13 protein-coding genes are annotated in these 15,143 nt (G+C 70.3%); 5 read left to right on the forward strand and 8 right to left on the reverse strand.

Annotated elements, in window-relative coordinates:
* Positions 1-2: 2 nt before the first annotated feature.
* Both ACPEEZ_RS05035 and ACPEEZ_RS05040 read left to right on the forward strand, forming a co-directional pair.
* Complete coding sequence (locus ACPEEZ_RS05035) at positions 3-809, forward strand: methyltransferase domain-containing protein (RefSeq protein WP_423923431.1); 807 nt, start codon at positions 3-5, stop codon at positions 807-809.
* 416 nt (positions 810-1,225) lie between these two features.
* Entirely contained in the window at positions 1,226-1,405 is a 180-nt protein-coding gene (locus ACPEEZ_RS05040; RefSeq protein WP_423923433.1) for a hypothetical protein, read from the forward strand.
* A gap of 13 nt (positions 1,406-1,418) precedes the next feature.
* On the opposite strand, the gene ACPEEZ_RS05045 is transcribed toward ACPEEZ_RS05040, so the two are convergent.
* Together ACPEEZ_RS05045 and valS are read right to left on the reverse strand one after the other, a co-directional pair.
* Positions 1,419-1,688 (reverse strand): hypothetical protein, encoded by a 270-nt coding sequence (locus ACPEEZ_RS05045; RefSeq protein WP_423923435.1) that lies wholly within the window; start codon positions 1,686-1,688, stop codon positions 1,419-1,421.
* Entirely contained in the window at positions 1,688-4,270 is a 2,583-nt protein-coding gene (valS, locus tag ACPEEZ_RS05050) for a valine--tRNA ligase (RefSeq protein WP_423923437.1), read from the reverse strand. Before valS ends, ACPEEZ_RS05045 begins: the two co-directional genes overlap by 1 nt.
* Positions 4,271-4,527: 257 nt before the next feature.
* On the opposite strand from valS, the gene proP reads away from it, so the two are divergent.
* A complete protein-coding gene (gene proP, locus ACPEEZ_RS05055; protein WP_423923439.1) occupies positions 4,528-6,063 on the forward strand; it encodes a glycine betaine/L-proline transporter ProP in 1,536 nt (511 codons plus the stop codon).
* A gap of 18 nt (positions 6,064-6,081) precedes the next feature.
* Here proP and ACPEEZ_RS05060 read toward each other — a convergent pair whose 3' ends face one another.
* Genes ACPEEZ_RS05060 through ACPEEZ_RS05075 form a run of 4 tightly spaced genes read right to left on the reverse strand, consistent with a single transcriptional unit; the run spans position 6,082 to position 11,276 of the window.
* Positions 6,082-7,746 carry a dipeptide ABC transporter ATP-binding protein gene (locus tag ACPEEZ_RS05060; RefSeq protein ID WP_423923441.1) on the reverse strand — a complete coding sequence of 555 codons (1,665 nt, stop codon included), beginning with the start codon at positions 7,744-7,746 and terminating at the stop codon, positions 6,082-6,084.
* Between the two features lie 8 nt (positions 7,747-7,754).
* Positions 7,755-8,633, reverse strand: a complete 879-nt coding sequence (locus ACPEEZ_RS05065; protein ID WP_423923443.1) for an ABC transporter permease — start codon at positions 8,631-8,633, stop codon at positions 7,755-7,757.
* Positions 8,630-9,598 (reverse strand): ABC transporter permease, encoded by a 969-nt coding sequence (locus tag ACPEEZ_RS05070; RefSeq protein WP_423923445.1) that lies wholly within the window; start codon positions 9,596-9,598, stop codon positions 8,630-8,632. The genes ACPEEZ_RS05065 and ACPEEZ_RS05070 overlap by 4 nt, the downstream gene beginning before the upstream one ends.
* Positions 9,599-9,638: 40 nt before the next feature.
* Complete coding sequence (locus ACPEEZ_RS05075; protein WP_423923447.1) at positions 9,639-11,276, reverse strand: ABC transporter substrate-binding protein; 1,638 nt, start codon at positions 11,274-11,276, stop codon at positions 9,639-9,641.
* Between the two features lie 80 nt (positions 11,277-11,356).
* On the opposite strand from ACPEEZ_RS05075, the gene ACPEEZ_RS05080 reads away from it, so the two are divergent.
* Positions 11,357-11,977 (forward strand): TetR/AcrR family transcriptional regulator, encoded by a 621-nt coding sequence (locus tag ACPEEZ_RS05080; RefSeq protein WP_423923449.1) that lies wholly within the window; start codon positions 11,357-11,359, stop codon positions 11,975-11,977.
* A 16-nt stretch (positions 11,978-11,993) separates the two neighbouring features.
* Here ACPEEZ_RS05080 and ACPEEZ_RS05085 read toward each other — a convergent pair whose 3' ends face one another.
* On the reverse strand, positions 11,994-12,536 hold the full coding sequence (locus ACPEEZ_RS05085) for a GtrA family protein (RefSeq protein WP_423923450.1): 543 nt from the start codon (positions 12,534-12,536) through the stop codon (positions 11,994-11,996).
* A 251-nt stretch (positions 12,537-12,787) separates the two neighbouring features.
* Here ACPEEZ_RS05085 and ACPEEZ_RS05090 point away from each other — a divergent pair, with 251 nt between their 5' ends.
* The gene (locus ACPEEZ_RS05090; RefSeq protein ID WP_423923452.1) at positions 12,788-13,969 is read left to right on the forward strand and encodes a hypothetical protein; all 1,182 of its coding nucleotides are present in this window, start codon (positions 12,788-12,790) and stop codon (positions 13,967-13,969) included.
* 27 nt (positions 13,970-13,996) lie between these two features.
* Here ACPEEZ_RS05090 and ACPEEZ_RS05095 read toward each other — a convergent pair whose 3' ends face one another.
* Complete coding sequence (locus ACPEEZ_RS05095) at positions 13,997-14,986, reverse strand: cation diffusion facilitator family transporter (RefSeq protein ID WP_423923454.1); 990 nt, start codon at positions 14,984-14,986, stop codon at positions 13,997-13,999.
* Positions 14,987-15,143: the final 157 nt, after the last annotated feature.

Raw genomic sequence — 15,143 nt, forward strand, 5'->3', positions numbered from 1 at the left:
TCATGACCGGCGACGCGCGCTACACCCATGGCCACCACGAGAGCGTGCTGCGCAGCCACAGCTGGCGCACCGTCGAGAACTCGGCCGGGTACCTCGTGCCGTATCTCGAACCGGGTTCGTCGTTGCTCGACGTCGGAGCCGGACCGGGCACGATCACGGTCGACTTCGCCCGTCGTCTCGCTCCGGGGCGGGTCGTTGGCATCGATGCTGCCGCGGTGATCGTCGACCAGGCCACCGCGCTGGCCCACCAGGAGGGTCTCGAGAACGTCTCGTTCGAGACGGCCGACCTGTTCGCGCTGCCCTACGACGACGACACCTTCGACATCGTGCACGCCCATCAGGTGTTGCAGCACGTCGGCGACCCCGTGGCCGCGCTGCGCGAGATGCGGCGAGTCGCCCGTCCCGGCGGTGTCGTCGCCGTCCGAGACGTCGACTACCACGGGACGATCTGGTCACCCGAGTCGGCAGGCCTCGAACGCTGGATGAGCGTCTACCAGCAGGTGCACCGGGGCAACGGCGGCGAACCCGATGCGGGTCGTCGCCTCAAGGGCTGGGCGCTCGAGGCGGGCTTCGAGCAGGTCGCGAGCAGCGCCTCCGTCTGGTGCTTCGCCTCCGACGCGGAGCGCACGTGGTGGGGCGAGAGCTGGGCAGCGCGCGCACTTGAGTCGGCCTTCTACGCCGATGCTCTCGCCAAGGGCGCCGCGAACGACGCCGAGTTGCACGAGATCGCGCAGGCCTGGCTCGACTGGCGAAACGACCCGGCGGGGTGGCTCCTCATGCCGCACGGCGAGATCATCGCCCGCGCCTGACGCCTGCGCTGAGCCCCCTTCCCAACCCAGACGTTGTTCTACATTTGTAATATATTGAACACGACATTCGCCCGTAGAGTCTCTCTAGGTGCCGTAAGGGCGCCGCGTAAGAAGGGAACTAGACATGAAACGAGGCGGTCACATCACGGGTCTGGTCGTGGGCGTGGCGCTCATCTGTGCTGTGGGTGTCACGTCTCCCGCTACGGCTGATGAGTCGAGCCAGACCGGAATGGTGGCCGAAGCACCTGGTCACGACGACGTGACGGTCAGGCAGGAGGGCTTCGGGACGCGCGCAGTCCCCGTTTTGGCCATCATCGGGGCCGTTCCAACCGTGGGAGGCTCTTACTACGGAATGGGACGGGAGGGCCGTTGTTCCTCACCGGGTTCGAAAACAAGTTCTACTCGATGCGATGACCGTGAGTAGAACACAACTGCAGGTCTTTCTGAGCATCGTCTCGTTCGTCGTGATCCTGCACGAGGTCGCCGACATCCTCCGTCCCGGAGGCGAGCTCGTCACCAGCATCGTGGTGATCGCTGCCATGGTGTGCATGATCTGCCTGGCACTGCAGCCGGAGCGAACGCGCGGGCCCCGATAACCCGTCGGGCGGGCTAGTAGGTGTCGTCGTCCTCGTCGGGCTCGCCGTCGACCGGCTCTCGGACGTGGGCCGTGTCGGTGGCCGAGTCGTAGCGGATCACGGTGCCGTCGTCGAGCTCGACGACGGGGCGCCCCTCGAGCCAGGTGAGGGTCCAGCGCCACGTGGACGCGTCCACCGCCTGGTCGCGCAGTTCGGCTTCGACGGCGGCGACGGCCGTGACGACGGGGGCGGGGAGGCGCGGCGGAACCGCGCCTCCGACGCTCCAGCGGGTGCCGAGCTGCATCAGGCGCCGGCCTCGGCGGGCTGCTCGGCGAAGACGATGTCGCCGACCGAGAGCTCGTCGCCCTCGGCGAACGACAGCGCCGCGATGCGACCGACGGCGGCGAGGTCGCCGGACGCCTGACGCAGCAGGGCGAGCTCGGCCGCGGGGGCCGTGATCGTCGCCGAGTCGACGGGCGTCTTCTGCGAGGCCTTGGCGTCGGACTTCGCCCGGCGGATGCCGATGAGCGCCTGGCCCACCACTCCGAGCATTCCGGAGGCGGCGGTCACGTCACCGAGTTCGGCGACGGTCGGCCAGGCGGCCGTGTGCACCGAGTCGTCGTGCGTCCAGGACCAGACCTCTTCCGTCGCGAACGGCAGGTAGGGCGCCAGCAGGCGCAGCAGACCGTCGATGGTGGCGCGCAGCGCGAGCACGGCCGAGGCCTGCTCGGCGGGCGTGCTCGCCCCGTAGGCGCGCTCCTTGACGAGCTCCAGGTAGTCGTCGCAGAAGGTCCAGAAGAACTTCTCGGTCGTCTCGAGGGCGCGGGCGTGGTCGTAGCCGTCCAGCGCCTCCGTCGCGGTCTCGATCACCTGGGCGAACGTGGCGATCAGCTCGCGGTCGAGGGGCTCGGAGATCTCGAACTCACCCGACGGCAGCTCGAACGAGTAGACGAACTTCGCCGCGTTGAGCACCTTGATCGCCAGTCGGCGGCCGATCTTGATCTGCTTCGGGTTCTGCGGGTCGAAGGCCGCGTCGGTGCCGAGACGGCTGGACGCCGCCCAGTAGCGCACCGCGTCGGAGCCGTGATCGTCGAGCATGGCGGCCGGGGTGACCACGTTGCCCTTCGACTTCGACATCTTCTTGCGGTCGGGGTCGACGATGAATCCCGAGATCGAGGCGTTGTGCCACGGCACGGTGCCGTACTCGAGCTGCGAACGCAGCGCGGTCGAGAAGAGCCACGTGCGGATGATGTCCTGACCCTGCGGGCGGAGCGAGTAGGGGAAGACGAGGTCGAACAGCTCGTCGTCGGACTCCCACTTGCCGGCCAGCTGCGGCGTCAGGGACGACGTCGCCCAGGTGTCCATGACGTCGACCTCGCCCTGGAAACCACCGGGCACGCCACGCTGCGACTCGTCGTAGCCGGGGGCGGCATCGCTGGACGGGTCGACGGGCAGGGCGTCCTCGCTGGGCACGATGGGGGAGTCGAAGACGGGGTTGCCGTCGCCGTCGAGCGGGTACCAGACCGGCAGCGGCACACCGAAGAAGCGCTGGCGCGAGATGAGCCAGTCGCCGTTCAGACCGTTGACCCAGTTCTCGTACCGCACGCGCATGAACTCGGGGTGGAACGCCACCTCGCGGCCACGCTCGAGCAGCGCCGACTTGAGGGCCTCGTCGCGCGCGCCGTTGACGATGTACCACTGGCGCGTGGAGACGATCTCGAGCGGCTTGTCGCCCTTCTCGAAGAACTTGACGGGGTGCGAGATCTTGCGGATCTCGCCGATCAGCTCGCCCGACGCCGTCAGCTGCTCGACGATCGACGTCTTCGCGCTGAACACGGTCTTGCCGGCCAGCTGGGCGTAGGCCTCGCGGCCCTCGGCGGACTCGATGGCGGCGGGCGCCTCGCTGACGAACCGGCCGTCGAAGCCGATCACCGCGCGGTTCGGCAACTGCAGCTCCCGCCACCAGACGATGTCGTTGGTGTCGCCGAACGTGCAGACCATGGCGATGCCGGAGCCCTTGTCGGGCTGCGCCAGGTGATGCGCCACCACGGGCACCTCGACGTCGAAGAGGGGCGAGCGGACGGTCGTGCCGAACAGCGCCTGGTAGCGCTCGTCGTCGGGGTGCGCGACGAGAGCCACGCACGCGGGCAGCAGCTCGGGACGGGTCGTGTCGATCAGCACGTCGCCCTCGCCGTCGGTGCGGTGGAAGGCGAGCTTGTGATAAGCGCCCGGCATCTCTTTGTCTTCGAGCTCGGCCTGCGCCACGGCCGTGCGGAACGTCACGTCCCAGAGGGTCGGGGCGTCGGCCTGGTACGCCTCGCCGCGGGCGAGGTTGCGGAGGAACGCCTTCTGCGCGACGGTCTGCGACGCGTCGTCGATGGTGCGGTAGCTCTGCGACCAGTCGACCGAGAGGCCGAGCTTGCGCCAGACGTCCTCGAACTGCTTCTCGTCCTCGACGGTGAGGCGTTCGCACAACTCGATGAAGTTGCGCCGCGAGATGGGCACCTGGTCGGCGGCCTTCGACGACTTGTTGTCGCCGCCCTCGAACGGCGGCGTGAAGTCGGGCTGGTACGGCAGGGACGGGTCGCACCGGACCCCGTAGAAGTTCTGCACGCGACGCTCGGTGGGGAGGCCGTTGTCGTCCCAGCCCATCGGGTAGAACACGCTCTTGCCGCGCATTCGCTCGAAGCGGGCCTTGACGTCGGTGTGCGTATAGCTGAAGACGTGCCCGATGTGCAGGCTGCCCGACGCGGTCGGCGGCGGGGTGTCGATCGAGAAGACGTTCTCGCGGGAGGCGCGGGTGCGGTCGAACGCGTACGTCGCGTCCGTCTCCCAGACGCCGCCCCAGCGGCTCTCGAGTCCTTCGAGGGTGGGCTTGTCGGGCATCGCTGACGGCATGTGCGTTCTCCGGTCTGTGGGCGGCACCGTGTCGGTGGTGAGGTGCCTGGATGTGGGACTCGGACCAGTGTACGCGGCTCGCGGAAGCGGCCTCGAGGAGCCGACCCGCGCCTCCTTCGGGCTGCGCCTTCTGCACGGATGCGTGCTCTGCACTGGTATTGACATGGCGGCCTCTGATAGGTTTGAGCGTTTTTTGCCGACACTGCAGTCGACGCCACCGCCCGACGATCTGGAGGCTTCACCCGATGTCAGCCAAGAAGAACGACCGCACGAAACCGACCCGCCGCTCGCTCACCACCAACGACGTCACCGTCGTGGAAGAGGGCCTGCTGAAGCGCGCGGTGAGCGCCGCCGCGCTCGGCAACGCCATGGAGTGGTTCGACTTCGGCGTGTACGCCTACATCACGACGACCATCGCGCAGGTGTTCTTCCCGCCCGGGGACGACGCGCTGAACATCCTGTTCACGTTCGGCACGTTCACGGCCGCGTTCATCGTGCGCCCCATCGGCGGCGCGTTCTTCGGCCCGCTGGGTGACCGCATCGGACGCCAGAAGGTGCTGGCGTTGACCATGATCTTGATGGCGGCCGGCACTCTCGCCATCGGTCTCATCCCGTCGTTCGCGACGATCGGCGTCTGGGCGCCCATCCTGTTGCTGCTCGCCCGCCTGCTGCAGGGCTTCTCGACCGGTGGAGAATACGGAGGCGCGGCGACGTTCATCGCCGAGTACTCGCCCGACAAACGTCGCGGCTTCATGGGCTCGTGGCTCGAGTTCGGCACGCTCGGCGGCTATGTGCTGGGTGCCTCGCTGGTCACCGCTCTGCAGCTCGGCATGAGCGAGGACGCCCTGCTCGCCTGGGGCTGGCGCATCCCCTTCCTGATCGCCGGCCCGCTCGGTCTGATCGGCCTCTACCTGCGACTCAAGCTCGAGGAGACCCCCGCCTTCCAGAAGCAGCAGGAGGAGGCGGCCGGACGCGAGCACGTCAAGGTGCCGTTCGTGAAGCTGTTCGCCGAGAACTGGCGTGCGCTGATCGTCTGCATCGGCCTCGTGCTCGTCTTCAACGTGACCGACTACATGCTGCTGTCGTACATGCCCACCTACTTGACCAACACGCTCGGCCGGAGCGCGACGTCGGGTCTCCTGCTCGTCATCGTCGTGATGGTGTTGATGATGATCGTCATCACGTTCAGCGGCCGGCTCAGCGACCGCTTCGGCCGGCGCCCCGTGCTGTTCGCCGGCTGCATCGGGTTCCTGGTGCTGTCGTGGCCCGCGCTCAAGCTGGTGCAGTCCGAGAGCACGCCGCTCGTCTTCGTCGGACTGCTCGTGCTCGGCCTCGTGCTGGTGACGTTCACGTCGACCATGCCGTCGACCCTGCCCGCGCTCTTCCCGACGATCATCCGCTACGGCGCCCTGGCCATCGCGTTCAACGTGTCGGTCTCGCTGTTCGGCGGCACGACGCCGCTCGCGACCGAGGCGCTCGTCGTCTGGGCCGAGGGCAACGGCTTCGCGTGGGCGCACGACATCCCGGCGTTCTACCTGATGGCCGCCGCCGTGATCGGCCTGGTCGCGGTCTACTTCACGAAGGAGACGGCGAACGAGCCGCTGCTCGGCTCCGGCCCGGCCGTGGCCACCGACGACGAGGCCCGTGAGTTGATCGAGGCGTACGCCGACGAGTCGAGCGAGGTCGCGCAGTCGGACTGGGCGCTCGAGTGGGCCCAGTCGGGGCCGATCGACATCATCGACCCGGCGAGCTCGGGCGACGAGACCACGAAGCGGAGCTGAGCGCGTCGGCGCGACCCGTTACGGTCGCGCCGCCAGCAGTGCGCGTGTGTAGGCGTGCGTCGGACGTGAGAACACGTCCGACGTCGCCCCCTGCTCGACGAACCGGCCGTCGTGCATCACCGCGACCCGGTCGCTCATGTGCTCGACGACGTCGAGGTCGTGGGTGATGAACAGCATCGCCAGCCCCTCGTCGCGCTGCAGGTCGTCCAGCAGGTCGAGCACCTGCGCCTGCACGGTGACGTCGAGGGCCGAGACGGGTTCGTCGCAGATCAGCACGCGGGGGCGCGCCGCGAGGGCTCGGGCGATGGCGACGCGCTGACGCTGTCCGCCGCTCAGCGTCGCGGGGTACCGCAGGGCGAGTTCCGACACCAGTCCGACGCGATCGAGCAGGGCGTCGATCTCGGACCGCACCGTCGACGGGCTCGACGAGCGCCCCGCCGTGACCGCGTCGGCCAGCACGGCGCCGACGGTACGACGCGGATCGAACGAGGCTGCCGGGTCCTGATAGACGGCGCCCAGGGCCGGGCGCCTCGGGCGGCGGTCCCGTTCGCGCAGGGGCGACCAGGGCGCGCCGAGGAGCTCGACCGACCCGGCGTCCGGCTCGGTGAGCCCCAGAAGGAGGCGCGCGGTCGTGGTCTTGCCCGACCCGGACGATCCCACCAGGCCGAGCGTCTCGCCCGACCGCAGCTCCAGCGAGACGTCGTCGACGGCCTGGTGGACCCGCCCGTCACCGTCGCGGAAGCCGCGTCGGAGGCCGATGGCCCGGAGCACGACGTCGCCCGCGGCAGCGTCGCTCGCGGTCGCACCGCCGCCGGCGGCCGCCGGTGTGGGCGCGGGCGGCGCAGCCACCGTCGGGGACGGCGCCCCGACCGCCGTGAGCCGGGTGCCGCGGGGTCGCTCGCCCGGCAGCGCTGCGATCAGGCGCCGCGTGTAGTCGTGGCCGGGGGAGTCGAGGACGTCGGCGGTGGCGCCCTGCTCGACGACGCGGCCGGCGCGGAGGACGACGACGTGGTCCGCGAGCCGGCGGACGACGCCCAGGTCGTGGCTGATCGCGAGCACGGCCGTCCCCGCGTCGCGCAAGGCCGCGAGACGGTCGACCACCGTGCGCTGCACCTGGGTGTCGAGCGCCGTCGTCGGCTCGTCGGCGATGATGACGCCCGGCTCGAGGGCCAGGGCCGCCGCGATGAGGGCCCGCTGGCGGAGCCCGCCCGACAGGTCGCCGGATCGTTGCCCGCGCCGCGCCTCCGGGTCGGGCATGCCGACCTCGGTCAGCACCTCGAGGACCCGGCGCGCACGGTCGCGGGCGTTCGCGCGGGTGTGCAGGCGCAGGGCGTCGTCGATCTCGCGCCCGATCGGACGGAGCGGATCGAGCGACGTCAGGGCGTCCTGCAGGACGAGACCGATGCGCGGGCCACGGACGCGTCGCCAGCCACGCTCGGACAGGGACAGGAGGTCGGTGTCGTCGAGTCGGAGGCGATCGGCCGTCACGCGCCCGCCGCTGAGACCCAGCAGGGCGCGCGCGGTCACGCTCTTGCCCGAGCCCGACTCCCCGACGAGGGCCACGCACCGGCCCGGCTCGAGGGAGAACGACACGTCGTCGACGACCGTCGTGCCGTCGAACGACACCCGCAGAGACGAGACCTCGAGCGACGCCCCGGTGGCGCCCGGCGTCGGCGGTGTCATCGGCGGCGTCAACGAAGGCTCCGCCCGCGGCGGGAGAACGCCCGGCCGACGACCGTCGCGGACGCGGCCGTCAGCACCACGGCCAGCCCGGGGAAGACGGTCATCCACCAGGCGACCGCGAGATACGTGCGACCCGCGGACAGCATCGCTCCCCACTCGGGCGCGGGCGGCGGTGAGCCGAGCCCGAGATAGCTGAGCGACGACGCCCAGACGACGGCTTGGCCGAGCCCCAGCGTCGCGAGCACGACCACCGGGGCGAGGGCGTTCGGCAGGATGTGCCGACGCAGGACGGACGCCGGGCTGCGGCCCAGCACCCGGGCGGCCTCGACCATCTCGGACCGACGCACCCGGTTCACCTGGCTGCGGATGATGCGCGCGTAGCCGGGTGCCGTGGCGAGGCCGACGGCGAGGGTCGCGGGGATCGGCCCCGGGCCGGCGAACGCGATGACGACCAGCGCGAGCAACAGGCCCGGCAGGGCGAACAGCACCTCGAGCAGGCGCCCGACCGCGGCGTCCGTCACGCGTCCGCCGACGCCGGCGGCGACCCCGAGGAGCGCTCCGAGGCCGGTTCCGATCAGCGTGGCGGCGGCACCGATCGACAAGGAGGCGCGGGCCCCGTGCACGACGCGGGTCCAGAGGTCGCGCCCCGATTCGTCCGTGCCGAACGGGTGCGCGAGCGACGGGCCGGAGAACGCGTCCACGGGGGCGACGGCGAGCGGATCGCCCGGGGCGAGGACGCCGGGCGCCACCGCGGCGACGAGCAGCAGCAGGAGGACGGCGCCGGCGACCGCCTCGGGGACGGTCACGGCGAGGCGGCGTGCGCCGCGCCTCCTCGGCGATCCGGACGGTCGATCGACCGTGGGGAGCTCGGGCAGGGTGGCGGTCATGCGGTGCGCCCTCTCGGGTCGACGGCGCGCTCGGCGAGGTCGCCGAGGGCGACGACGACGACGTAGGACAGGGCCGAGACCAGGGCGACTCCGGTCACGAGCGGGATGTCGCGCAGGGTGACCGCGCCGAGCAGAGTGCGCCCGAGGCCCGGCCGTGCGAACACGGACTCGACGACGACGGCGCCGCTCAGCAGCGAGCCGAACGCCCAGCCCGACAGGGCGAGACCGGGCAGGGCGGCGTGCCGGAGCAGGTGGCGGCCGAAGAGACCCCCGCGACTCTCCCCCCGGGCACGGGCCGAGAGGGCGAACGGCGCGGCGGCGGCGTCGAACAGCGAGTCGCGCGTGACCTGCCCGAGGAACCCGGCGACCGGGAGGGCGAGGGTGACGACCGGGAGGACGAGACCGGCGGGCGTCCCCGTGCTGACGGGCGGCAGCCAGCCGAGCGTCGAGCTGAAGACGACGATGAGCATGCTCGCGAGCCAGAAGTGCGGCACCGCCGAGGCGACGACCTCGAGCCCTGACGACACGGCCGCGGCGACACGGCCGCCGAGGGTGGCCCACCAGGCCGTACCGATCGCGATGAGCCAGGCGAGTGCCAGCGACAGCACGGCGAGCAGCAGGGTGCCCGGCAGCTGCACCGCGAGCAGGCCGGCGACGTCGGTCTTGAGCGAGTACGACGTGCCGAGATCGAGCGAGGCCAGGCGGCCGAGCTGCGCGAGGTACTGCAGCAGCAGCGGCTGATCGAGTCCGTACTCGGCGCGGACCCCGGCGAGGGCCTCGGGGGAGGCCTGCGACCCCGGGCCGCCGAGGATGGCCTCGGCCGGGTCTCCGGGCACGAGCCGGATCGCGAAGAAGATCAGCGTCGCCGTCGCCCAGAGTACGAAGACGGCGCCCGCCACGCGACGGGCGAGCCAGCCGAGCGACCGTGCGACCCGACCGCGCGGTCGCGTGAGGTCACGGCTCACGACGGCTCACGACTCACGGACGATCACGACTCCCTCCGGCTCACGACGTGACGTAGGCATCGTAGAAGGTCGGGGCGGACACGGTCGGCAGGGCGCGGGCGTCGTGCACCTTGGTGCTCAGCAGGTAGTGGTTCTGCTGGTCGTACAGCGGCAGGACGTAGTACCCGGACAGGATGATCTTCTGCGCCTTCTCGTACAGGTCGGCGCGCTCGCCGGTGTCCGAGGTCTGGGAGGCGCGGGTCAGCAGGTCGTCGAGCGTCGGGTCGTCGATCTGCGAATGGTTCGCGAAGTAGCCGCTCGGCGCGGGGGTGATGCCCGACGAGTCGTACAGGATGCGCAGGACATCGGGGCCGACCTTCGTGTACGGCGCGCTGACGAGGTCGTACTCGTTCGAGCCGAGGGCGGCGTACCAGCTCGACAAGTCGAGGGGTTCGAGCGTCACGGCGAAGCCGATCTTCTTCGCCCCGGCCTGGATCTGCTCGAAGAGCGACTGCTCGGCCGGGATCGACTGGTTGGTGCTGACGGGGAACGCCAACGACAGCCGCTGGCCGTCCTTGGTGCGATAGCCGTCGGAGTCGCGCGTCGTCCAGCCGGCCTGGTCGAGGAGCGCGTTCGCGGCGTCCTCGTCGTAGCCGAACAGCTTCTCGTCGCTGTAGGCGAGCGGCTCGACGCTGGACAGCACCGAGTACGACCGCTTGGCCGTGCCGAAGAACAGCGAGTCGATGCCGTCGTTGACGTCGACACCGCGGACGAAGGCCTCCCGCACGCGCTCGTCGTCGAACGGCGCCTTGCCGCTGTTCAGCTCGAGGCGGTTGGAGGCGCCGGGGCGCGGCGCGTCGATCTCGTCGAGCGCGTCGTTCTTCGCGGCGGCGACGAGGGTGTCGGGCTGGGCGTTGTCGATGACGTCCACCTGGCCGGCCTGCAGGGCGGCATAGCGCGACGCCGAGTCGGGGATGAACCGCCAGACGATCTCGTCGAGGTAGGCGGCGCCGTCGTGACGGGCGTCGGCCGGCGGCGAGGTGTAGCCGTCATTGCGATCGAGGGTGATGCGGTCCTGTTTGACCCACTTCGTGACGACGAACGGTCCCGTGCCGACGGGCGACTCGCAGTTCACCTCTTGTGTCCGCTGCAGGGCCTTCGGGGACTCCATCGCGAGCCACGGCATCGACAGCGATTCGAGCAGGGCGCTGTCGGGGCTGGACAGATCGATGCGCGCGGTCGTCGCGTCGACCGCCTCGACTCTGGTGACCTTCTGCAGGGCGAGGTAGCCGGTCGACGACAGCGTGGTCGGGTTCTGCAGGTGCGCGATGTTCGCGGCCACGGCGGCCGCGTCGAACGGCGTGCCGTCGGTGAACGAGACGTCCTTCTTGAGGGTGAACGTCCAGCTCAGACCGTCCGTCGCCTCCGACCACTCGGTGGCCAGCCACGGGACGATGTCGCCCTTCGAGTTCTTCGAGACGAGCGACTCGGCGTACTGCGTCGCGATCAGCGCCTGCGGGTAGTTGCCGCCGACGTGCGGGTCGAGACAGGTCGGCTCGGCATCGCCGGTGGCGTAGGTGAGGGTGCCGCCCGAGACCGGGGTCGACGACCCCGTCGGGGTGCCGTTCGCCGTGCAGCCCGCCACGGCGAGCAGGGCGACGGCCGCGAGGGCGGTCAGGGCGAGGGGGCGCGTGCGCATGAGGCTCCGGAGGCGGTGATCAGGTTTGTGGACTCGGTTCAAGAACCGCAAGGGACGAGTCTAGCCTCAGAATGGAGGACATGTCAGACAGTGCGCGAACCCGTCGGCCCGTCGGGCGCCCCCGTCGGTCGTCGGCCGAGACGATCGCCGACGCCGCGGCCGAGCTCTTCCTCGAGAACGGGTACGCCGGCACCACCGTCGATCAGATCGCGCAGCGGGCCGGCGTGAGCCGTGGCACGTTCTTCAACTACTTCGAGGCGAAATCCGACCTCTTCTGGCTCGATCTCGATCGGACGCTGGCGGGTCTGCCCGAGCGGCTCCGCGCCTCCTCGGGTCTGCCGCCCGTCGCCGCCGTGACGGCGGCGTTGGCGGCGCTGGCCGACGACTACGAGGTCGATCGGGTGCCATGGGCGCTGACGCAGGGCGAGGCGATGATGCTGGGCGACGACGTCGTGACGTCTGCCGCGGGACGTTTCGTCACCCACCGCGCCGTCGTCGCCGACTATCTCGCCGAGCGCACCGGCGCCGGCCGACACGACGTGACCTCGGAGACGATCGCGTCAGTGCTCGTTGCGGCCGCCGGCACCGCGTTCGTCTCGTGGGCGCGGGCCGGCGTGGCACGCCCCTCGCTGCGCGGGATGGTCGACCAGGCATTCGCCGACGTCACGACGGCACTCGGCTCGTCGAGCGAGCCGGGCTGAGGGTGGAGGCTGCGGCTCAGGCCCCGGGGGTCGGAGTCGTGTCGCGCACCGGGATGGCCCGCGGGAAGACCCACGTGTTCATCGCCCAGTAGCGGAAGACCATCGCGAGCAACGTGCCGATCAGCGGCCCACTGATGAAGTCGGCGACCTCTTGGGTCGTCCGCGAGACGAACGGGGTCTCGAGGTGCAGGCCGTACCGCGACAGGTACAGCGGTGCCGAGTTGATGCCCACACCGATGATGCTGACGATGACGAACAACAGCATCTCGTGGGCGGTGTGGCGCTCGCCGCGGTCGTCGAACGACCACTTCTTGTTCATCCAGTACGACACGATCGTGGCGACGATGATGCCGATGGCGAGCGCGGTCACGGGCTGGTTCGGGATGACGAAGAGCTTCAGGCCGTAGTTGATGACCATCGTGATGACGAAGCCGACGCCGCCCGTGATGCCGAAGCGGACCACCGAACGATGCTTGTAGAGCAGTTGGCTGAACGTGGCGATGACGGACTCCTGTCGGGAGGAAAGCGGAGGGGATGCGAGACGCCGTCGTCCGCTCATCCGACGACGCTACTCGCTTCGTCGATGAACGGGCTGTAAGCAGCCGGGGATCGGCCATGAGGATGTGTCGGATCAACCGGTCGGATGATCCTCCCCTGTCTGTAGTCGTCTTCGGAGCCGATGCCGTATCCGGTCGGTTCGCGCGCTGTTAGCGTCGGGCCATCGACGACCGATGGGTCGTCGGGGTCCGTCGCTCGGGGGGTGAGTCAGAGCGGATCGGAGTGACAAGGACTCACGCAGAAGGTCACATCATGACGAACAGAAGGGGCGCTCTCGTCGCCCTGCCGACCGTGCTCGCGCTCGCACTGGGGGGAACGCTGCTGGGGGCGGCGTCCGCGTCCGCGGAGACCGCCCCGGCATCCGCCGTGGCGCCCGAGGCATCACCGTCGGCGTCGGCGCCGATCGAGTCGGGTGCTCCCGCTCCGGAGCCCTCGACGGTCGAGCCGGCGGTCGACGAGCCGGCGGTCGTCGAGCCGGCTCCCACCGAGACCGATACGGAGTCCGACGCGGCGACGCCGGCGGCGGGTGACGACGCGTCCGTCGCTCCCGTGGCGCCGCAGGCTCAGCCCGAGGCCGGGGCCGAGACCGAGATCGCGGCCGAGCCCGCGTACACGATCACGAGCCCGATCCAGGGGCAGGTGCTGACCTCGCTGGGCGTGGTGATCCGCGGGACGGCCCCGGCCGGTTCGGGCATCGACGTCCGGTACGGCGACGAGCCCACGGGAGGCGAGCTGCTCGACTCCACGGATTTCGCGGTGCCGTTCTACTTCGGGGACGACGTGCCGTCCGCCACGACGCTCACCATCACGATCACCGGCCCTGACCGCACCGTGCTCGGCGTGGAATCTCGCGACGTGATCGTAGACGTCCCCACACTCGAGGCGCCGGTCATCACGAGTCCGTCCTTCGGCCAGACGCTCGGCCTGATTCCCCTGAGTGGGTACGAACACCCGGGATGGACCGCCTTCCGGTTCTCGGGTATGGGAGACCCGGGGTCCTTCCTCTCCTACCGGTACGAGCCCATCGGACACGCGCCGAATTACGGTTCCGACTACAACCCGCCCCAGGTCGCTGCCGACGGCACGTGGGTCGTCGGTGACGCACTGCCCGTCGGTCGCTGGCGTCTGCTCGTCAGCCAGTACGGCCTCGACGCCGAGGGCTTCCTGTCCACGCGCACCTCGGCCCCCGCCGTGACCGAGTTCGAGCTCGTGCGGCCCGTATCGGCCTCGACGCCCGTCACGCCTCCGACCACGCAGCCGGTAGCCACCGTGCTCGTGCCCACTGCGACGCGACCCGTCGCGGCCGCGGCGACGGGGCCGCTGGCCTACACCGGGTCGGACGGCTCGGGTGAGGCCGCCCTCGCCGGCCTGCTCCTCCTCGGCGTCGGTGTCGGCGCGGTGGTGGTCGCCCGCCGTCGGGCGACTCGCGGCTAGAGCGAGCAACACCTCAGGAGGCGGTGGTCACCGACTCGGCGCCAGTGACGGCTCGTCCGGTGTCGACAAGGTGAGCACCGCCTCCTCGACGAGGTCGTGGTCCTCCAGGTCGCGTTCGACGCGACGGAGGGCCACGGCCACGTGCTCCTCCGAGAAATCACCGGTCATGTCGACGGCGGCGACGAGATAGAGCCGGCCGGGCCCGACGAACTCCGTGTGCAGATACGTGACACGGTCGATGTCGGGCCGGGCGAGGAGGCGGGTCAGCACCAGCGACTCGAGCTCGGGGGCCGGGCTCTCGCCGATCAAGAATCTACGGTTGCGATCGATCAGCACGAGGGCGACGACGCCGAGCAGCACGCCGACACCGATCGACCCGATCGCGTCGAACACGGCCGACCCGGTGAGCTGGTGCAGCAGGATGCCGAGGAAGGCGATCAGCAGGCCGACGAGTGCCGCCGCGTCCTCCGCGAAGACGGCGCGCAGGGTCGAGTTGGAACTCTGCAGCACGTGGCGCAGGGTGGGCACGCGGCGCTGGCTCGCCGTGCCGTGCGCCTGCCGGAAGGCCTGCACGAACGACGTGCCCTCGAGGACGAACGCGATGGCGAGCACGACGTAGTTGACGAGGTAGTCGGTCTCCTCCTTCGTCGAGCCGAGTTCGGTGATGCCGTGATAGATCGAGACGACCGCGCCCGCCGTGAAGAGACCGAACGCGGCGAACATGCTCCAGACGTAGGTCTCTTTGCCGTAGCCGAGGGGGTGGGCGGCATCGCGCGTCCGGGCGCCGCGTCGATCGGCGACGAACAGGAAGATCTCGTTTCCCGTGTCGGCCCATGAGTGCGCAGCCTCGGCCACCATCGACGCGGACCCCGTCAGCAGCGAGGCCACGGTCTTCGCGATGGCGACCAGCAGATTGGCGCCGAATGCGATGAGCACGGTGAGACCGCTCTCGGGCTTCGCGGCGGACGGCGCACCGGCGGGCTGATCGGCGACAGCCGAGGGTGCATCTGGGGTCATGCCTTCGATTCTGCTCCCGGCGGACGACATCGCGGTCGTGACGCCGAGCCGGTACCATCGGTAGTGCATCGATCCGGCCATCACCGGGGAGCACTCGGAAGAACGCGGGCCGTGCGAGCGGGCCGCCAGTAGAACCGAGCGGGGCAGGCCCGTCACA

This window comes from Frigoribacterium sp. 2-23 (assembly GCF_049601585.1).
Lineage (GTDB): Bacteria > Actinomycetota > Actinomycetes > Actinomycetales > Microbacteriaceae > Frigoribacterium.